This window comes from uncultured Muriicola sp. (assembly GCF_947258935.1).
Classification (GTDB): domain Bacteria; phylum Bacteroidota; class Bacteroidia; order Flavobacteriales; family Flavobacteriaceae; genus Muriicola.
This window is the reverse complement of the sequence record NZ_CAMYKH010000006.1, coordinates 1-20,045: the sequence shown is the minus strand read 5'-3', so window position 1 is coordinate 20,045 and position 20,045 is coordinate 1. Positions and strand designations below refer to the sequence as shown.

Annotated in this window: 19 protein-coding genes and 1 pseudogene; 9 read left to right on the top strand and 11 right to left on the bottom strand. The window is 41.0% G+C overall.

Going from position 1 to position 20,045, the window contains the following annotated elements:
* The 3 genes and pseudogenes from Q0X72_RS01675 to Q0X72_RS01665 form a co-directional block, all read right to left on the bottom strand.
* A pseudogene (locus Q0X72_RS01675) lies at positions 1-1,225 on the bottom strand (aromatic amino acid hydroxylase); the annotation flags it as partial.
* 184 nt (positions 1,226-1,409) lie between these two features.
* Entirely contained in the window at positions 1,410-2,000 is a 591-nt protein-coding gene (locus tag Q0X72_RS01670; RefSeq protein ID WP_297761114.1) for a DUF4136 domain-containing protein, read from the bottom strand.
* 67 nt (positions 2,001-2,067) lie between these two features.
* The gene (locus Q0X72_RS01665) at positions 2,068-2,226 is read right to left on the bottom strand and encodes a DUF5522 domain-containing protein (protein WP_297761111.1); all 159 of its coding nucleotides are present in this window, start codon (positions 2,224-2,226) and stop codon (positions 2,068-2,070) included.
* Between the two features lie 198 nt (positions 2,227-2,424).
* Here Q0X72_RS01665 and Q0X72_RS01660 point away from each other — a divergent pair, with 198 nt between their 5' ends.
* From Q0X72_RS01660 to hemL, 4 genes are read left to right on the top strand one after another with little or no spacing between them, the layout of a single operon-like run.
* Positions 2,425-2,748 carry a hypothetical protein gene (locus tag Q0X72_RS01660; RefSeq protein ID WP_297761108.1) on the top strand — a complete coding sequence of 108 codons (324 nt, stop codon included), beginning with the start codon at positions 2,425-2,427 and terminating at the stop codon, positions 2,746-2,748.
* Entirely contained in the window at positions 2,687-3,673 is a 987-nt protein-coding gene (locus tag Q0X72_RS01655; RefSeq protein WP_297761105.1) for a 1-aminocyclopropane-1-carboxylate deaminase/D-cysteine desulfhydrase, read from the top strand. Before Q0X72_RS01660 ends, Q0X72_RS01655 begins: the two co-directional genes overlap by 62 nt.
* Positions 3,670-4,494 carry a glucosaminidase domain-containing protein gene (locus tag Q0X72_RS01650; protein WP_297761101.1) on the top strand — a complete coding sequence of 275 codons (825 nt, stop codon included), beginning with the start codon at positions 3,670-3,672 and terminating at the stop codon, positions 4,492-4,494. The genes Q0X72_RS01655 and Q0X72_RS01650 overlap by 4 nt, the downstream gene beginning before the upstream one ends.
* 4 nt (positions 4,495-4,498) lie before the next feature.
* Positions 4,499-5,788 carry a glutamate-1-semialdehyde 2,1-aminomutase gene (gene hemL, locus Q0X72_RS01645; RefSeq protein ID WP_297761098.1) on the top strand — a complete coding sequence of 430 codons (1,290 nt, stop codon included), beginning with the start codon at positions 4,499-4,501 and terminating at the stop codon, positions 5,786-5,788.
* A gap of 40 nt (positions 5,789-5,828) precedes the next feature.
* Here hemL and Q0X72_RS01640 read toward each other — a convergent pair whose 3' ends face one another.
* From Q0X72_RS01640 to Q0X72_RS01630, 3 genes are all read right to left on the bottom strand, one after another.
* Positions 5,829-6,266, bottom strand: coding sequence for a hypothetical protein (locus Q0X72_RS01640; RefSeq protein ID WP_297761095.1), 438 nt, complete (start codon positions 6,264-6,266; stop codon positions 5,829-5,831).
* 209 nt (positions 6,267-6,475) lie between these two features.
* Positions 6,476-6,619, bottom strand: a complete 144-nt coding sequence (locus Q0X72_RS01635; RefSeq protein WP_297761092.1) for a hypothetical protein — start codon at positions 6,617-6,619, stop codon at positions 6,476-6,478.
* A gap of 196 nt (positions 6,620-6,815) precedes the next feature.
* Positions 6,816-9,314 carry a zinc-dependent metalloprotease gene (locus Q0X72_RS01630; protein WP_297761089.1) on the bottom strand — a complete coding sequence of 833 codons (2,499 nt, stop codon included), beginning with the start codon at positions 9,312-9,314 and terminating at the stop codon, positions 6,816-6,818.
* Positions 9,315-9,581: 267 nt separating this feature from the next.
* On the opposite strand from Q0X72_RS01630, the gene Q0X72_RS01625 reads away from it, so the two are divergent.
* Both Q0X72_RS01625 and Q0X72_RS01620 read left to right on the top strand, forming a co-directional pair.
* Positions 9,582-10,169 carry a hypothetical protein gene (locus Q0X72_RS01625; RefSeq protein WP_297761086.1) on the top strand — a complete coding sequence of 196 codons (588 nt, stop codon included), beginning with the start codon at positions 9,582-9,584 and terminating at the stop codon, positions 10,167-10,169.
* Between the two features lie 394 nt (positions 10,170-10,563).
* Entirely contained in the window at positions 10,564-10,947 is a 384-nt protein-coding gene (locus Q0X72_RS01620) for a hypothetical protein (protein WP_297761083.1), read from the top strand.
* 86 nt (positions 10,948-11,033) lie between these two features.
* Here Q0X72_RS01620 and Q0X72_RS01615 read toward each other — a convergent pair whose 3' ends face one another.
* The 3 genes from Q0X72_RS01615 to lysS all read right to left on the bottom strand — a co-directional run bounded on the left by Q0X72_RS01615 (position 11,034) and on the right by lysS (position 15,807).
* Entirely contained in the window at positions 11,034-12,467 is a 1,434-nt protein-coding gene (locus Q0X72_RS01615; protein WP_297761080.1) for a DASS family sodium-coupled anion symporter, read from the bottom strand.
* Positions 12,468-12,566: 99 nt separating this feature from the next.
* The gene (locus tag Q0X72_RS01610) at positions 12,567-13,967 is read right to left on the bottom strand and encodes a PKD domain-containing protein (protein ID WP_297761077.1); all 1,401 of its coding nucleotides are present in this window, start codon (positions 13,965-13,967) and stop codon (positions 12,567-12,569) included.
* A gap of 151 nt (positions 13,968-14,118) precedes the next feature.
* A complete protein-coding gene (lysS, locus tag Q0X72_RS01605) occupies positions 14,119-15,807 on the bottom strand; it encodes a lysine--tRNA ligase (protein ID WP_297761074.1) in 1,689 nt (562 codons plus the stop codon).
* Positions 15,808-15,955: 148 nt separating this feature from the next.
* On the opposite strand from lysS, the gene Q0X72_RS01600 reads away from it, so the two are divergent.
* The 3 genes from Q0X72_RS01600 to Q0X72_RS01590 all read left to right on the top strand — a co-directional run bounded on the left by Q0X72_RS01600 (position 15,956) and on the right by Q0X72_RS01590 (position 17,182).
* Positions 15,956-16,111, top strand: a complete 156-nt coding sequence (locus tag Q0X72_RS01600) for a YqaE/Pmp3 family membrane protein (protein WP_297761071.1) — start codon at positions 15,956-15,958, stop codon at positions 16,109-16,111.
* Between the two features lie 20 nt (positions 16,112-16,131).
* Positions 16,132-16,830, top strand: coding sequence for a lipoyl(octanoyl) transferase LipB (gene lipB, locus Q0X72_RS01595; RefSeq protein ID WP_297761068.1), 699 nt, complete (start codon positions 16,132-16,134; stop codon positions 16,828-16,830).
* 136 nt (positions 16,831-16,966) lie between these two features.
* The gene (locus tag Q0X72_RS01590; protein WP_297761066.1) at positions 16,967-17,182 is read left to right on the top strand and encodes a hypothetical protein; all 216 of its coding nucleotides are present in this window, start codon (positions 16,967-16,969) and stop codon (positions 17,180-17,182) included.
* A gap of 38 nt (positions 17,183-17,220) precedes the next feature.
* On the opposite strand, the gene Q0X72_RS01585 is transcribed toward Q0X72_RS01590, so the two are convergent.
* Together Q0X72_RS01585 and Q0X72_RS01580 are read right to left on the bottom strand one after the other, a co-directional pair.
* Positions 17,221-17,910, bottom strand: a complete 690-nt coding sequence (locus Q0X72_RS01585) for a hypothetical protein (RefSeq protein WP_297761064.1) — start codon at positions 17,908-17,910, stop codon at positions 17,221-17,223.
* Positions 17,911-18,032: 122 nt separating this feature from the next.
* On the bottom strand, positions 18,033-20,045 hold a 2,013-nt coding region (locus tag Q0X72_RS01580; RefSeq protein WP_297761061.1), incomplete at its 5' end, for a ribonuclease HII.

Sequence of the window (20,045 nt, the reverse complement as noted above, 5' to 3'; positions counted from 1 at the left end):
AAATGATCTCTCCTCTTAAATTACGGGTGCCGGTAATGATCTCTCCGGCAACTTTAATATCTCCTTCAAATTCCAGAACAATAGTTTCCCCTTCATAAATGTTATACGCTTTTAGGTCGCGCGGGCTCATATCCTCAATAGCCAAATTGATCCCCTTTAATTTCCCAATAGGGGAGCCAAATCCGCCTGCATGGTGTTTGGTACTATGCCCAACCAATTCTTTTTCGCGATATGCAAGCGCCGTAAGTCCTTCTGTTTGGATATAAACGGGAAGATCCTGGTATTCAATAACCTTGCTAAAAGAGCCTGAGATCTGCAGGCCAGTACTAAGTTCAACAGTACAAAGGTCCTTAGAGGCGATCACTTTTTTTACGCCACTAAGGCCACCTTTTCGCAATGCCATAGTATTGGCAAATTCTTCCAATACCTGACTCAAATAAGCAAAATCTGGTGTTACGAATAACTGGGGTTGAGGTTTGGTTATGTCAAAGGAAGTATGTGCCGCTTCAATGGAGTAAGGCACTTTTTTAACCTTATTTGTCATACACCAGGCGCTCTCGCCAATGGAGGAAAGGAGACCTGCTCCATAGATCTTTGGCTCTTCCACAGATCCAATTAATCCGTATTCTACCGTCCACCAATGCAGGTTTCGGATAAGGGCTATTTCACTGGGTTCTCCCATATTTTCCTGAAGCGATTCTATCTTTGCCTCTGCCTCATCTATAGCATCCTGCGGAGTGCCAGGTGCTTCTTTTATGATAGAGAGATGTCTAACGGCCTCATACAAATCATAATCTTTTGAATTGGAAATGGCCTTGCTGCCAATTTCTCCAAAGCGTCTAAGATATTCGGCGTATTCAGGATTTGCGATGATAGGCGCGTGGCCGGCACCTTCATGAATAATATCTGGAGCAGGGGTGTATTCTATGTGTTCTAGCTGGCGTATATCACCTGCAATAACCAACACATTATAGGCTTGAAATTCCATAAAGGCGGATGGGGGAATAAAACCATCTACCGCTACTGCTGCCCAACCTAACTCCTTCAGGATGCGGTTCATTCCGTACAAATTTGGAATATGATCTATAGAGATCCCGGTTTTATGAAGTCCCTCTGTATAGGTATTGTGTGCAACTCGACTCAAATAATCAACATTTTTCCGCATCACATAACGCCAAACAGCCTGGTCAATAGCTGTATAGTCTTCGTAATTCTGAGGCTTGATATACTGCTTTAAATGGGTGGGCAGTTTGTCTAAAATAGGATTGCTTTCAAACGTCATGGGGTATTATTTACTGTATTTCAAAGGTACAAAATCATAACAATAAAGTTACCTAGGACAGCATTTGATCTTAGCAGTTTACATCATCATACCATAAAAAAACCGCTCATGAGAGCGGCTTATTATTTTAGTTAGATGGAAGGGCATTTGGGGGATATTTTTCGAGTATCTCAGAAACAAACTCTTGTATCCGAGCTTCCTTTTTATCGATGTTACTAGTGTTGTTTAAATTGCCAACACCTTTACCTTGCCAAACTAATTCTTTGGATTTAGTATCAATAAGATCTATATAAAGGGATCCTTCTGTGCGCGTACTTACATTTGTGCCACCCCAACCGGCGCCACCCCACATCCATGGATTCCAAAAGCCCCAACCAGGACCCCAGCCCCAGCCAGGTCCCCATCCCCAGCCCCAGCCAACATTATTATTGATATTTACTCGCTCTCGTTCTTTCGTAAAAATGCTGACCAAAAGATCTGGTTTTTCTGATTTCACAAACCCCCTGTTTCCCATTTCGTTTTGAATGGCGCGCAATATGCGTTTCTTGTCCAGATCCGAGATCTGGGCCTGATCAATACCTGTTTTATAAAATGCATAGCTCTTATAGGTGCTGAAATCAGCATTCCGGTCATAATCTGTCACTACACGCACTGAAACACAAGAACTTAACATGAATAGTGCGGCTAAGGGCAGGAGTAATAAGATATTTTTCTTCATAACATGTCTTTTTTAATGCAACTTTTTTGATCTAAATAGCTCAAATATCATGCCGAATACATACTGTTTATTTTCTTTTTACCCGAGTGTTAAATCCGTATGGGCAATGTTTGCAATTGCTTTCGCAGCAATACCCACGTTTTAAGTGATATTGCTCAGTAAACACTTTATAACCCTCTTCGGAGAGATAAAAGTCCCCTTCCTCAAGTGGTAAGATCTGCTTCATTCCAAATTTTCTTAGCGCGATGTTGTAAAATTAGGTGTTTTCCTGTTAATAAACCATTTGCACAATGCGCCGGTGGCCTGTATGTTGTCTGTTTGGGCCCCAAACGAAATTAGACCCTTTTTGTGAGTAAATAATCGAACTTCTTGGGAATTATGATGTTAAAGGCTTTAATTTTAAGGTAGTACGAAAGACCAGTTAATGATCTTAATTAGTAAGTATTTTTTTTCAAAGAATTATGTGGGTCTTTCTTTATGGCCTTTTATCATCCTCAAGGATCGTTCTCTAACTCAAGATGAGACCTTGATCAATCATGAGCGGATTCACTTAAAACAGCAACTCGAATTATTTATTATCCCTTTTTATGCCTGGTATTTGATAGAATGGCTTATAAAATGCCTGTGGTATTTTAATGGATACAAGGCCTATCGGAATATAAGTTTTGAAAGAGAAGCTTATTATCATGAGTCCGATCCTCATTACCTTTCCTCCAGAGGCAGATTTAAATTTATACAATATCTTTGAGGGAAAAAGCAGCTCCCGGGTGACCTTACCTACCGATGAAATACTACTTCCTGTTCTAAAGGATCACGATATCACGCTCCATCTGAGACGGGAAGATCTTATCCACCCCTTACTCTCTGGAAACAAGTACCGAAAATTAAAATATAATTTACAGGAGGCAGAAAGAAAAAAACATCATAGGATAATCACTTTTGGCGGAGCATACTCAAATCATATTCCGGCTACGGCCTATGCCGCAAAAGAAAGAGGATTTGAAACTGTAGGTATTATTAGAGGGGAAGAACTTTCTTCTTCCTGGAGAGATAATCCAACCCTTTTTACGGCTCATCAATTGGGGATGAGCTTTAAATTTATAACACGTGAAGAGTACCGAAAGAAGAATGAAGATGAATTTCTGAAAAATCTTTTGCAGTTACACGGCCCGGCATACCTGATCCCGGAAGGAGGGACCAATGCCCTTGCCATAAAAGGTTGCGAAGAAATTTTGGAGGATACAGATGAGGTCTTTGATGTTATCTGCTGTTCGGTAGGGACGGGCGGTACGTTGGCAGGACTCAGCAATGCCGCTAAAAGGCACCAACAAGTACTCGGATTTCCCGCTCTTAAAGGCGATTTTTTGCAAAAAGATATTTGTAAATTTGCGGAGAATAAGAACTGGACACTCTGTAATGAGTATCATTTTGGAGGATATGCAAAGGTCACAAGAGAGCTGGTGACCTTTATCAATGAATTCAAAGAGTTAACCGGAGTGCCATTAGATCCTGTTTATACCGGGAAGATGATGTTTGGAATCCTGGATAAAGTGGCCAAAGGTGAATTTAAAAAAGGTTGCAGGATCCTGGCAATTCACACCGGAGGTTTACAGGGGATTGAAGGAATGAACAACTATTTGAAAAAAAAGAAACTACCTTTGCTTACTATATGAAAAATTCGGTTTGGACTCTTTTAGTAGCGGTTTTGATTGTTGGCTGTGGCACCAAAAAACGGACCACAGAAGGCAGCAAGGGTAGCACTGCATCAAAGACAACACAGGTTTATAAGAACACCTCGTCTTCAATTTACCCACTCCCTGAAGATTCTGGGATGTTTATGGAGTTTCCTATTGCTTCTATTGAAGATTACATAGATACTTTTGCCGAAGTTGCACAATTTGAAATGAAAGCCTACGGGATCCCGGCAAGTATCACTCTGGCCCAAGGTATTCTGGAAAGTGGTTTTGGGCGAGGAGCACTTACCTTAAAAACTAATAATCACTTTGGAATAAAATGCCATACCGGTTGGGACGGACCGTACGCTCTTCATGATGATGACGAAGCAGGGGAATGTTTCAGGAAATATAACCATCCTATGTATTCTTTCCGTGATCACAGTATATTTTTAACTAGCAGATCTCGTTACGCTTCGCTTTTTACCTTACGCAAAGACGATTATAAAGGCTGGGCAAATGGTTTGAAAAATGCCGGTTATGCCACAGATCGTAGATATCCCAGTAAGCTCATTTCCTTTATAGAGCGTTATAAGCTCTATGAGTATGATAAAGCTGTTTTACAAGACAATTATGTGGTACAAAAGAAGTCGTCTTCAGACCTTTATAAAGTATATGTAGTTCAGGAAGGAGATACCTTGTATTCCATATCAAGACGTTATTTAATTTCTGTGCAAGAACTTCGGGAATTGAATGAATTGAGCGACACTATTATTTCCGTTGGACAGGAACTCAGAATACAGTCTAATAATATCAGATAAACCTATGAAGTACCAACGAAGTAGTGTCTTATTCAAGGAGGCGCAACGCTATATTCCGGGTGGGGTTAATTCACCAGTAAGAGCTTTTAAGGCAGTAGGAGGCACTCCTGTCTTTGTAAAGGAAGCAAAGGGAGCCTATCTTTATGATGAGGATGGCAATACCCTTATAGACTACATTTCTTCCTGGGGTCCGCTTATACTGGGTCACGCCTACGAACCCGTAATTGAAGCAGTGATAGATAAGGCCAGAAAAGGAACCTCTTTTGGAATGCCTACCGAGATTGAAACAGAATTGGCCAAATTGGCTGTTTCTATGGTACCAAACATAGATAAGATCCGATTTGTAAATAGTGGTACTGAAGCTTGTATGAGCGCTATTAGACTTGCACGTGGTTTTACCGGAAAAGATAAGATCATAAAATTTGCAGGTTGCTATCACGGACATGCCGATGCCTTTTTAATTCAGGCGGGTAGTGGTGCAGTAACCTTTGGCAGTCCAAATAGTCCGGGCGTTACCGAGGGTACAGCAAAGGACACCTTATTGGCTACGTACAATGATCTGGATAGTGTAGATGCCTTGTTAAAGGCTAATAAGGGAGATATTGCAGCAGTCATTATTGAACCAGTGGCAGGGAATATGGGATGTATCATTCCGGAAGATTCTTTTATTCACGGGTTACGGGAACGCTGTACCAGCGAAAATATTCTGCTTGTTTTTGATGAAGTAATGACAGGCTTCAGGTTGGGAGCAGGAGGCGCACAAGAAGTTTTAGGGATCAAAGCAGATCTGGTTACTTTTGGAAAGGTTATTGGAGGGGGTTTACCCGTTGGTGCTTTTGCAGCCAGGAAAGAGATCATGGATCATCTGGCACCCGATGGTCCTGTATACCAGGCAGGAACTTTAAGTGGAAATCCCTTAGCTATGAGCGCCGGACTGGCTATGCTAAAAGCGCTCGATAAACAACCGGAGGTTTTCCAAAGCCTCGAAAAGAAGACTCGATATCTGCATGAGGGTTTGAAAAAGGTATTAACAGATCACGGTATTCCGCATCAGATCAATAGATTTGGTTCTATGATCTCTGTGCATTTTACCAAGGAACCGGTGACTGATTTTGAAAGTGCTGCCAAGGGAAATAATGAGACGTTTAAAAAATACTTTCATGGAATGCTAGATCAGGGTATTTATCTTCCCCCAAGTGCATTTGAAAGCTATTTTCTAAACGATGCACTTTCCTATGAGGATATAGACAAAACCATTGAGGCGCTACAAACCATTGCTCCTGAACTAAAATAAAAAATGGGCCTCTAGGGCCCATTTTTAAATGAAAGGATACTTACCGTTTTCCGCGGTGTTCTCTTTTTCCTTTATGTCCTCTGTGTCCTTTATGCTTTCGGTGAGACATTTCCTTTTCCCATTTGCTGAACTGATCCTCGTTGAGGATCTTTTTCATTTTCTCTTTTTGGGCGATCATATGATCTAATCGTTCACTTTGGTGGGCATAGCGCTCCTCTGCACTAAGATCCTTCCTTGTACCTTTCACAGCTGCCATTTTCTCTTTTCTGAGCTTTGCATTTTCCAGATGAAATTCCTGGATCTGCTTTTGCTGGGAACTGTTGAGGTCTAGAGCAAGGGTCATTTTTTTGGTCTGTAATGTCGCCATCTGCTCTGGCGTTAATGGATCTTTTCCATCACGTGGTCCGCGTTCTGGTCCTTCCTGGGCCATGGCGGTTAAACTGGCTATGGTGAACATAGCGATAAGAACTTTTTTCATGTGTTATTAATTTAAGTTATAACCCTTTGACCAATATCAGGCAGTTGGGTTTAAAACAAAAGTGGGGTTTGTGAAATATTTAACCTTTGCAAGGGCATCCTTAAAGGTACTGAACTAAAAAACCCTGAAGTGTTATACTTCAGGGCTCTTCTTATTCTTGATTTGGGGATATGTAAAACGGTAATTTCTTATAAGGTATTCTTGTTGTTTTATTCAAGCTCATCAATATTATTCTGAACCAACTGTTTTTCTTCGTTCTGAGGATTGTCTATTTTGGTTTCCATTTGTGCATAGATGACAACAGAAATTATAAAACAAATCAGGTAAACAAGACTTTTAACTTTATAAGACATGATCTGGGGATTTAATTATGACTCTAATATAGGCCCAAATAGCAGACGATCTCGCGGAATGTTGTTAAGCAACCCAGATCTTGTTGTGAAAAGACGTTTTGCTGTGGTAAACGGTGAAAAAGACGTTTTTGCTAAAACGAATAAAGGTGCTGAACACAGAGGAATCAGCACCTTTTATCTATACGATCTAAACCTGTTAACTAGGTTCCAGGATCTGTTCTATTCGCGTTGCGATATCTTGCAGATGGTATTTGCTCATCCTATCGGAAGTTCTACCCACAGCATTCAAAGCAGCAGAACGGAGCGTGGAGAGCTCTGCACGTGCAATAGAGCGCAGGTCTGATTGACTCATCGTAACTGCCGTAGATTTCCTGTATCCACCAAAGTCGGGTAATTTCTTTTGGTCTTCCGCCTTCATGATATATTCCAGACGATCCACATGGGCTTTTTGAAGGTTCCTTCTGTAGGTATCGATGGTTCTACCTGTTCTCAATTCGGACCAGATCCCGCGGCGAAGATCGGTCATCAGATCAACAAGTGTATAAGCTTCTTTACCATACATAGCCTCGTATTCTACTAGCCGGGCCATTTTACCAAGGCTAAGCAAGTTGTTTAGTGTCCTTGCCTGTAGCGCCCGTACTCTTTCAACAGAACCCGAATACTCGATCTTTGCAAAAAGATCTTGGTTGATCAACCAATCTTGTGTTTCAAAAAGTTGTTTGTGCAAAAAGGATACACAATTCTCCTGATGCTCTTTAGAAACGTATGTATACACCGGACCTTCCTGATCATAGGTCTTGTGATTTTCGTAAACCCCACCAATGTTATTGGAAACATGGCCCATATATCGGTTGTACTGAGATAATACCTGACCGTATAAAGTTCCCAGGTCCTCATAGGTCTTTCCGTCTTCTTTGGTCCATTCTATCAGATTGGGTACAATTCGTTTTAAATTTTTAATCCCATACTCTCCGGCCAGGATAGCATTGTCTCCAAGATCTTCGGTTTGGGAGCTTGGATCTACCACGTCTCCGGCCTGCTGATGGCCAAAACGGTACATAGGATCGCCTGCATGCTCCAGGATCCAGGAATCTAAAATTGATTTTTCATCTTCAGCAGTTGTTGAAAGGATTGGTCTATACCCCCAGGAGATGGCATATTTGTCATAGATCCCAATGTTAGGCATTAAAGCCACATCCCCGTCTTCGGGCTGTGCTATATAATTGAAACGGGCATAGTCCATAATAGAAGGTGCTGTGCCATATTTCATGGTAAAGGAGGCAGATCTAAGTGAATCTACCGGATAGGCTACACTACTGCCCATATTATGTGGCAAACCTAAGGTATGACCTACTTCATGAGAAGATACAAATCTGATAAGCCTACCCATTACTTCATCTTTAAAGGCAACACCTCTGGCTTCCGGATTAATGGCTGCTGTTTGAACAAAGAACCAATTGCGCAACAAGGTCATTACATTGTGGTACCAATTTATATCCGATTCCAATATTTCACCACTGCGTGGATCACTAACGTGAGGTCCGTTCGCATTTGGAATAGGAGATGCCAGATATCTTACTACTGAATATCGCACATCTTCCGGAGACCATTCAGGATCTTCTTCAGGAGAAGGGGGATCCAAAGCAATGATGGCATTTTTAAAGCCTGCAGCTTCAAAAGCCACCTGCCAGTCTTCAATACCTTGTTTAATGAAAGGTATCCACTGTTTAGGAGTAGCTCTGTCTACGTAATAAATGATCGGTTTTTTAGGTTCAACCAGTTCACCATTCTTAAACTTCTCTATATCTTCCTCTTTCACCTCAAGTCTCCATCGATCTAAAAAAGTAATGGTCTTGCTTTCCTGAGCATCCAGACCGTAATCTACCTGGCCCCTGGCAAACCATCCTACACGTTCGTCAAAATAGCGACGCTTCATCGGCTCCTTGGGAAGAAGGATCATAGAATTGTTTATCTCAATGGAGATAGATCCTAAACTAGAATTAGAGGGTGCATTTGCTGCACTATATGTTTTTACATGCCTGGCTTCTACATTAAGGGGATAACTCTTAAGAGATTCCAAATAACTTCTGTCTGCATCTAGTCGGGTAGCTTTATAGCGCTTTTTTAATCTATCTGGCATCCCGAGTGCCTGTACATCTTTGGTAAACAGGTCATCTACTGCAATAACCGTAGCCGGATTTAAAGAATCTTTCTTGAAGGCTTTGATATCAAAGGAATACAATACAGGTTCAAAATTAGAATTGACCACTGCTTCATGCACTGGAAGCGAATCGGCTGCAACCACATCGTAGCTCACAACCCGAAGTAAGACCTTTTTTGGTTTTTTCTCCCATCTCAATACCTGAGTGTTGATCTTTCCACCACCAAAACCAATTCCGGAAGCTGTTTTGGAAATTCGGCTAACCATCAGCATCTCTCTATTAAAGAGCGAATCTGGTATTTCGTAAAAATGTGCATCATCTACAATATGCACATCAAATAAGCCACTATCTGTTATAGCATCCTTTGTGATCACCTTTTCATAGGCTTCAATGGCCCCTTTCTTGCTTTTTGAAGCTGAGGCAGAAGCTTCTGTTTTTTTCTTTTTCTTTTTGAAGATCTGTGCCTGAGTATTTTGTGAAAATCCGGCAAGTAATAGGACCACAAGTACTTTTGGAAGTAAATTTCTAATCATTAAAATTTCTCTTTTGTTTGAAGTTTTCAAAGAACCGAAAAATAAACCGAAAGTTTTGTTAATAATATCTTAAGTAAGGCCTTGGATGCTTACGCCATAGGATGCTATTTAAAATGTTGATAATTAGAAATATAGTTTTAAAAAAAGGCTTCTTAAACAGTAATTATTGGTCTTCCTCCATGTGTTAAACATAGCTTAAGAGTGTAACAATGGTTGCCCTTGGAAGTCTTATAGGTATACAATAACAATTCTCAATCAATCTAAAAAATGAACAAATTATTTATCTTATGTGGCATGGTTTTCCTGGGGATAACCTCCACACCGCAAGAAGACAATTCCAATGATCATACACCTGGTAATGAGTTGTATAGCATTGGTTTTACTGCAGATCTAAATTATCTGGCAACCAATGTTTTAGCACCAGAAGTATTCTATTCTAATGCTGATCTTGAATCGGGGTTTCTGCCTTTGACCGCTATTCCATATGCAGAGTTGGAAGAGGAAGTAGACCTGGGGTTTGACACCGCAGCGTATTTGCCTGATAATTTTGATCCCGCTGCTGGTATGGTAGACCTAAAAACGATTTCTTATTTGGAAATGGAAAATTTCGAAGAACTGGGATTCCAGGCTGAGGCATACTTACCCGCTTCATTTGATCCATATGCCATCCCGACAAATTTCATGGATATCTCTTTTATAGAAGGAGAAGAGGAGGTAGACCTGGGTTTTGACACAAAGCAATACCTGCCTATAGGATACAATGCCTATGAAATAGAATTCGATTTGGATTCAATATTATTTATTGAAGAAGAAGATCTGAAATTCGGCTATAATTCCTCAATATACTCCATTTGATGTTCAACCTGTAATGAGGAAAGTATAAGATTAATTCTTTATTTTATTCATTAGTTGAATTAGCTAGTTGTAAAGCCCCCATTGATTAGGGGGCTTTTTAATTTCTAAAGGTGCTAAAATGCTCCCAGTTGTAGTCATATCACCTATATAATTGCCTCTTAACAAAAATTTAACGCACTTTTTACAACTGTTGTATAGACAACAATAGTACTCTTGTTATGCAGTAATAAGGGCTTTTGACATGAAATTCTGCTAATATGATAAGCAAAATCTATAAAAATTGTAAAAGTCATAATTAGTGTTGATATGTATAAACGTTAATGATTTCTCAAAGGCAATATATACGGGACAAAGTGGTTATATCTTTGCTTAAGAATTAACCTAAAATATAGTTATGAAAACAACATTTATAAAAGTCAGCACCTTTATTCTAATTGCTCTTGGAAACCTGTCAGTAATAAAAGCCGGTGAGAATCAGACTCATTTTGTTCTTGACAGCATTGTGTATCTGGAGGAAGAGGAAGACAATGTCCTCAATCTAAATACTGAAGCTTTTTTACCTTCAGATTTCAATCCCTATGCAGCCCCAGAAAATGTGCTGCACATTTCCTTTATCGTTGAGGAACCTAAAACAGAATTGGGTTTTGATACCAAGAATTACCTACCTGAGGGTTTTGATCCTTATGTATACTTTTTTGATATTAACTCGATAGAATATATAGACGAGAATGACCTCTTTGAATTAGACATTGATACTATCAAGTATCCTTCCATCTAATTTTAATGAAAGGATGAGTAAATAGGTCTAACATAGAATCTAAAATATAAATGGCCCTGAAGCATAATGCCTCAGGGCTTTTTATTTCAAAAAATAAAAGGCAGGATAAATTGGAACATCAAGACCAATAGAACTACTGAAATCAGATTGAGAATAATACCTACACGCGCCATCTGCTTTACTTCAATATACCCACTGGCAAAAACTATGGCATTGGGAGGGGTTGCCATGGGCAACATAAAGGCACAACTACTCGCTATGGTTACAGGTATTAGTAAATGGAGCATTGGGATATCTAACCCAATTGCAATACCAGCCACTACAGGAGCAAGAACGGCTACAAGTGCTACGTTACTCATCAATTCTGTCATAAAGAGCATTAGTAGAATTAGAAGTGAGGCTGTAAACAGGATGGATAATTCACTGGTAGCAATAGCATTAGATACCACATCTACAAGTCCGCTGCTAGACATGCCATTGGCAAGGGCCAGTCCACCGCCAAAAAGTATCAGTATCCCCCAGGCAAGCTTGCGGGTATCGTTCCAAACAATGATAAAGTCGCCCTTTTTAAAATTATACGGAATCGCAAATAAAGAAATAGCGCCCATCATAGAAATGATGGTGTCTGATAGACCTAAAGCAGGAAAAATACTGTTTATGACTGTCCTGAAGATCCATAAAAATATGGTTACTCCAAAAATGACCATCACCATTTTTTCTTTCCCAGATGTGGGTCCTAACTTCTGTAATTCGAGTTTTATTACCTCTCTGGAGGCGTTAAATTGTAGTTGTTTGTTAGGGAACATCCATTTTACCAGCACTAAATAACAGATACCCAGCAAAATGATCGAAAAGGGCAGACCAAAGGTCATCCACTTCAAAAAGGAGATCTCAATATTATATTGGTTTTCCAACAGACCTATCAACACTGAATTTGGGGGGGTGCCAATCACCGTCGCAATACCTCCCGCATTTGCGGAAAAGGCGATTCCCAGCATTACGCTCAGTGCAAAATTCTGATCGCTCTTTGTAAAACCATCGGCATCGTTAATTAAAAGACCAATCACAGACATCGCAATAGGTAACATCACCACCGTACTGGCGGTATTGGAGATCCACATACTAAGTGCAGCCGTAGCGATCATAAAGCCCAGGACCACTTTATTGGGGGTGGTGCCGGTAATCCGAATGATATTCAGTGCAATTCGTTTATGAAGACTTACTTTTTCCAGGGCCAAAGCCAGCACAAATCCACCAAAGAATAGAAATATGATTGGGCTTCCGTAATTAGCGCCAACCTCCGAAATGCCCATCACATCAAGACTTGGAAATAAAACAAGGGGGAGTAAGGCTGTTACGGATATAGATACCGCTTCCGTGATCCACCAAATTATCATCCATACGGCTACAGCGATCACCGCATTGGCGTATTCCTTTCCTGTAAAAAATTCAGGCAGATTGATCAGGATTATAAAAAGGACCGGCCCTAAGACCAACCCTATTCTTTTGCTCAAGCCCATTGGTTGCGATTTGAGCCCTAAACTATGCTATATATTTTAGTTTAGAAAATAAAAAAGGGAGCGCACAGCTCCCTTTTCTGAATATGGCAATCAACCCTTTTACGGACTAAGATCAATGAGCGTCAGATCATTGTCACATGCTCCGTAGAAGATTTTAATCTCATTTTCAAGGTCGTATCCTGTAATAAAAATGAGGACATTGTCTTTCTTAATGAGTTCGGGAAGATGATTCCCGTTGTATTTAAGTTGTGCGGTTTGCGCACCGCTGGTATTGAATTTTCTGAGATATTCATTCGTGGAGATCACAAAGGAGTCTCCCAGCGAAACCAGTGCCTGAATATTACTGCTATCCGAATAGTAGGTCCTGGATAAGGAATTCCCTTCACTATCCGCAACCCGTACTTCTCCATTGCTATACATCACAAGATTCCCATTGCTTAGCTTGGTAATATGGTAACTGCCATTGAGATCATTGCAATTGGCAACCTGACCAGAAAGTTCGGTCTCTTCAAATATAACATGACTGCTAACATTGAAATCAGTATCAAAAAAGACCAGCAAGGGTTTGTAATCAGATACATACGGGAGCGAAAGATTTTTTGTAAATACCGCGCCATAGGCAACGTAACCGCCATCTACCTCTATCATGTCACCGATCATGGAATCTGCAGGACCAAAGTTGTTTAGTACAACTTCGTATGCATCCCCGCTGCTATTTCGTTTTTCAATAGCCGTTTTGTACAAACCACCGTCTACCTGAGTACCAAAGTAGCGGTATTCTGCGCCATTAGGAAGATACCCGTAACTGTGCTTGGTAGCTGAATTAATCGTATTTAAAAAGGTCCATACAATATTGTAGTTTACTTCCTGCGTACCATATAGTCCACCCAAGGTCCGTGCAAAAACAAAATTCATTTCCCCATCAGGATAGAAGTTCGCAAAAGCACTGCCCGAATTATAGGGTTTATCCGCTATATAATTGGAAGCATACTGAAAATTCTCGTCAAATTCACGATAGTAATATTTGGACCCGCCGGTTCCCTCATTATCCTGATATAGCTCTATGGAATAGATGTTACCCGTAATAGGGTTTATCCCACTCTCTAAAGGTAGTCCGGTAAAACCTGCAGGGATCTCAGGAAAGAGATAGGCAGCTTCTATAACTATTACATTGACCGTTTTGGTCTTTGTTTTGGTTTCCTGATCTTCATTAGTTACGGTAAGGGAAATGGTATAAGAGCCTCCTGTTTCATAACTAATGGCAGGGTTTGCCTGCTCACTCGTTTCTCCGTTTCCAAAATCGAATAAATAGCTAGTAGCCCCTTCAGAGCAATTGCTGATCTCCAGCATTTCGCCCACATTCAATGTAGTTGAATTGACCTCAAAACAGGCTATTAGGGCCACCCCTCCATCGGGATTATCATCGATGATGTTGGTTGCATCTTTCGAACAAGAAAGAAATAAAATTAGGCATACGCCCAGTAAGTACAGTTTTTTCATAAACATAGATTTGAGGTTCCACGCTTATAAAACGATCTAAACAGGTGTATATTGAAAAAATTAACAGCTTTTCGATGAGATGCACCTGCTCTTAAATACTTGATAATAAAGATATTAGAAACAATGAATGCCCCGTTTGTCGATGCTGTGCCTACTGTAGGGAGCAGAGCAGGGTTTCCCCTTCCTTGGACACTTTCACCAGTCCGTGTGCAGTAAGTCCTTTTATCCCTTTATCCCACGCCTTGTTGCTTAAGGCAGCCTTTTCTTTAAGGGCTGCTAAGGGCGATGGATTATAAGCTTTTAAATGATCCAGGATGATCTTTTCATTCTCGCTGAGGTCTAGTGGTTTCTTTTCCGGACGCATTTGAGGAAAGAATAATACTTCCTGTATGGAGGCATTGTTTGTCATCAGCATTACAAGTCTGTCAACACCAATTCCGATCCCGGAAGTTGGGGGCATTCCATATTCCAGTGCTCTCAGAAAATCCTGGTCGATGAACATTGCCTCGTCATCTCCTTTTTCAGACAATTTTAACTGCTCTTCAAAACGTTCTCTTTGTTCTACGGGGTCGTTTAACTCAGAATAGGCGTTCGCTATTTCCTTTCCATTCACCATAAGCTCAAATCTTTCGGTAAGGGCAGGATTAGTTCGGTGTTCTTTGGTAAGCGGACTCATCTCTTTGGGGTAATCTATAATAAAGGTGGGCTGTATATAGTGTCTTTCGCAGGTTTCCCCAAAGATCTCATCTATAAGCTTGCCCAATCCCATACTGTCATCTACATCAATACCAAGTTTTTTCGCGATCTCACGCACCTCATCTTCCTGCATTCCTGCTAGATTATGGCCCGTATGATCTAGTATGGCTGTTAAGATGGGTATTCTGGGATAAGGGGCCTTAAAATTGATCTCGTTCTTCCCAACCGGGATCTTGGTGCTCCCATTGGCATCCGTGGCTACTTTTTCGAGCAGTTGCTCAGTGATATCCATCATCCAGTTATAATCCTTGTAGGCAACGTAGAGTTCCATAACTGTGAATTCGGGATTATGGGTACGGTCCATTCCTTCGTTTCTGAAGTCTTTCGAAAATTCATAGACACCATCGAAGCCCCCAACAATAAGTCGCTTTAAATATAATTCATTCGCGATACGCAGATATAAGGGTATGTTAAGCGCATTATGGTGGGTCATAAATGGCCTGGCAGCGGCACCACCGGGGATTGGCTGTAAAATGGGGGTTTCCACCTCCAAATAGCCTTTGTCATTAAAAAAATCGCGGATACTATTGGTGATTTTGGTCCTTTTTACAAAGGTTTCCTTCACTTTGGGGTTTACCACCAGGTCCACATAGCGTTGTCTATAGCGCTGTTCCGGATCATTAAATTCGTCAAAAACATGACCTTCCGCGTCTTTTTTCGGAAGGGGTAGAGGTCGGAGCGATTTGCTCAGGATCACAAATTCTTTGACCATCACGGTCTTTTCTCCTACCTGAGTGGTAAATAAGGTGCCTTTTACGCCAATGATATCTCCAATATCCAGTAATTTCTTATAGATCTCGTTATAGAGGGTCTTGTCTTCTCCCGGACAGATCTCATCCCTGTTAAAATAGACCTGTATACGGCCTTCGCTATCCTGGAGTTCTGCAAAAGAGGCTTTCCCCTGAATACGGCGAGACATTAGTCGGCCTGCGATCACCACCTGTTTTCCTTCCACATACTCCTTTTTTATCTGAGATGACATGGTATCTACAGGGTATAAGGCGGCAGGGTAAGGGTTTATCCCCATTTCGCGCAGTTTGGAAAGTTTTTCTCTCCGGATGACTTCTTGTTCAGACAGTTGCATAGACCAAAATTGTGCTGCAAATATAGCTACATACGATTAATGTATCAATCAAAATAACCTATAGAATTCCATATCTTTATAGGAATCGGTGTAACATTTTAACTTTTAGAAAGACCAATAGGTACATCAATCAAAAAATCACTAATCCATGAGCTTTCTTCGGGTATTGCTTGCTATACTATTTCCACCCTTGTCGGTTATTGGAAAGGGCTGTGGCTCTTTTATCATCGTCTTCCTATTAACCTTGTGTGGCTGGGTACCGGGGGTGATCGCTGCCCTTATCATTTTGAATAATCCCAATTGATCCTCGTATCTTTGTAGCCTATGAATAAAAAGGTGGGCATACAGGATCTGGGACTAAAAGACTACAAAGAGTGCTGGGACTATCAGGAACGCTTGTTCCAAGAGACCGTAGATCTCAAGATTAGGAACAGGAGGGAAGGTGCTGCCCTGGAAACTCCCAATCATTTTCTTTTTGTAGAACATCCTCATGTGTACACGCTGGGAAAGAGCGGGGATATGACCAACTTACTGGTCAGTGAAGCAAAATTACGTGAAAAAGGAGCCACTTTTTATAAGATAAACAGGGGGGGTGATATTACCTATCACGGTCCCGGACAGATCGTTGGTTACCCAATCCTGGACCTCGATAATTTTTTTACGGATATCCACAAATACCTGCGGTTGTTGGAGGAGATGGTGATCCTTACCCTGGCCGACTATGGCCTGAATGGGGATCGCTCCCCAGGGGAGACTGGGGTTTGGATAGATGTGGGGACGCCCTTTGCCCGTAAGATCTGTGCCTTGGGTGTGCGTGCCAGCAGATGGGTCACCATGCATGGCTTTGCCTTTAATGTGAATACGGACCTGTCTTATTTTAATATGATGATCCCCTGTGGTATCAAAGGTAAAGGGGTTACTTCGCTCAATGAGGAACTGGGTAAGAAGGAAGTGCCTATGGATGAGGTACGGAAAAAACTTCTGTCGCATTTCGGGAAACTCTTTGAGGCCGATCTGGCATAGAACCATTTCCGCAACTAATTGAAGGTGACTGCAATTCGTGACTAGGCTATAATTTTGCAGAATTTCTGTAACAAATTGGCCAAATATTCGTCTTTACTATGTAGCATATCTATAAATAACTTTAACAATTACAACCATGTCAAACATTAGAACTCAATTTTTCCACAAAGGTATTATGTTGGGTGTTTGTTTAATTGGTGCGCTCATAAGTACTTACTTTCCTATGAACGGCTCAGAAAATACAAAGGAAACACTTCTGGTAGAACATCACATTGAACAGCAATCTAGTGAAGAGGATATCAATATGAAGATGTCATCAGAGAAATCAGACTCTTTACTTTCGGTTGATTGATCTATAACCACATCTAAATAAGACCTCTCATTTGTTGGTTATTTTGTAAAAGCCGTTAATTCTGTACTGCTCATCACGTCCCCTTTCTTTTGATAAGTTTCCTGTTTTACCATGCCCACTCCTTCAGCCAGCCATAGTCTGGAAGGAAAGGTTCTGTTCATCCCCATCGCTTGTGTTTGGCTGTCACTATAGATCACAAAACAGTCAAAAGATCCGGCCGAGGTAGTAATTGTTTCTTTTTTCTCTACTTTTCTATTTAAGATATTTACCACCGTTTTCATATTCATTCCGGCTACACTCATGGTCATGGTTACATTGGCATCTGGCAAAACTTGTCCTACCTCCAGATTGTTAGGTAATTCAATATCTGTTCCTGTTATCTCCATTTCCATATCCCCCATCTGATCGATCATGCTTTCCGGTAGCAACGATTCGTAGTCAATAGACACTTTATTGTCTGTGCAACTAAAGCTGTAGCTTGTATTGTAAATTTCCTTGCCTTTCTCATCTGTCAGTGCAATAGACATTGTTGCCTGGGTAGTTCCCCCGTTATTTACTACTTCCGTAACCTTATAATCGGCGATCCCTTCAGTCTTTCCTTTTTTGTTATAGTTGGTATATTGAAAGGTGGCACCTTCTTCCATGGGGTAGTATTGGCTGCAGTTTTGGCCAAAAACTCCGCCAAAGAAAAATACTATCAAACTAAAACTAACCATTATTTTTTTCATAATTTTTTCACTTAAAACTTCAATTATAGAAGCAGATTATTACCCCTAAAAATACTAAAAAAAAGGTCCTATAGATAGAAAAGCAAACGTTATTATGCAGCATGGAACACCTATACAAACCCTTAATTAATGGTATATACGATCAAAGAGTTCTCCTCAAATTTCCCGACGATCTCAATACTGCGGTCATTGTCCATATCCGTTAGGTCGATATGAGAATTAGAATAAACGGGGAAGTTGGGGAAGAGAATGGCATTGCTGTCAAAGACATAGGCCCGTTGGGTCTGTATATCGGTTACACTCACGTAGATCTTGTCATAGATGTAAAAGATCCGTGGCTTGGTATATACCCCCAGGTCTAAAGATGCTTTGTTGCCTTTAATGCTGAGTTCATTGTCATTCATTAAACTCAGCGTCTTGCTGGTGGCGTCTATCCCGTGGTCCTCGTTGAGATTAAATCTGGTTTTGGTAATTTTCCCCTTGGAATCAACCGCGAATAATGTTCCGGTCTTATCAGTAACTATAAATCTATTGTTGTTGAGGTATACTTCATTCTCAGAAAATTCGATCTTCTCAGAAACCCCCACCCTGGTGCTGCCTGTCCTGTTCAGGATTTTTAGAGTACCATCTGCCAGCATAAACACCAAATAATCCCTGGACCCAATACGGAAGTGCTTGGGGGGATGCAGAATGGCACTTTCAGCATTGGTGTATGCAAAGCCTTTTACAATCTGTCCTTTGCCATTGAACATTTGTATTTCCTTGCCCTGGGTAACAACAAACCTATAATTCCGGTTGTTTTCATAATCAAAAACAGCCAGCGGATTTAAGGCCGCCCCTGAGAACGATTTATTGAAGGGGGCTACTTCCTTCCCATTTCTGTCGAGCACCAAAAATTGATTATTTGTAGTAAATGCCAGTTGGAGTCGGCCGTTTTTAAAGAGGTCTATTTGTTCAATACGCCCCTGAACACGTCCCTCCAATTTTTTCTTCCACAAGATCTTTCCTGCTGTAGAGATGAGGTAGAGGTGGTTCTCAACATCCTGTACCACGATTTCTTTTTTGTTGTTTCTGTGATCTGTGACAAATTGTGGCACGTTGGCCAGGGCCGCATCTAATTGCACAGTAAAAAGGGGTGATACTGAGTTTCTTGTTCGTACTGTTGATTTTCTCTTCACAAAGGAATTGAGATGATAGAAGCTTCGATCTGCCACCACCTGGAACGCCACAACATGGTCTGGGAATTTGGCTTCCCGGTATTGCAGCATCAGGCTCTGGGGTAGATATTCGCTAATAACAGACTCCAGCTTTTTATTATTGGCAATAAAAAGCAGGCTGGAGGCCTCTGCTAACTCTGTTTTGGCACTGCTATAGACCGAAGAGCTATCAAAAGTTCGTTCGCCATTGATATCCCGGAGTATCAATTCCAGAAAACTCTTTGATTCACTAAAGATAAATGCATTGTCCAGAATAGTATAATGAGTGATCTTAAAATTCTTTATCAAGGAAGGAAATGCATTCTCCATCAATGGGAGGTTATTTACTATTCCAACTTCCTTCCCCTGATATTCATAAACGGAAGTGCGGTTTTCATACAAGAACTCTGAAAGGGCAGAACCTCCATAGGTATTTAATAGGATGGCTTTATTCCTGTCTTTGTAGACCACACCAACTTCTTCAAGAGTTTGGAATAGGGAGTCTGAAGTGTTTGTATTTGGGAACTGATTCTTTTGATTGGATGCAAAAACTGTATAATCCGAAAAGGAAATAGAAAGAAGTCCATCCGCTTCCTCCGGGGCCAGATTTGCCAAACTATTAACCACAGGCTGGGTATTGGCAAACAGGGATAAGAAAGCTGGGGTACTATCCTGCACAATCCCTACGCCACTCCATTGCAAAAGACTTTGAGAAACACTGAGATCCAGGGCCATCCATGTGGCAAGATCGGACCATTGCGGGGTATCCTTAGTATCTGTTGTATGCCGGGTAATGGAATCTGCCTTTCTGGTATTGATAAATAAGGAAGCAGATTTCCCGGAGACGGTGGTTTTAAAAAGAGATTTCAGGTCCTGATTAGGGGTATTCTCGGGAATGTTCAGTATGATACTTGCCAGGGACAAGGAGTCAGTACTGAC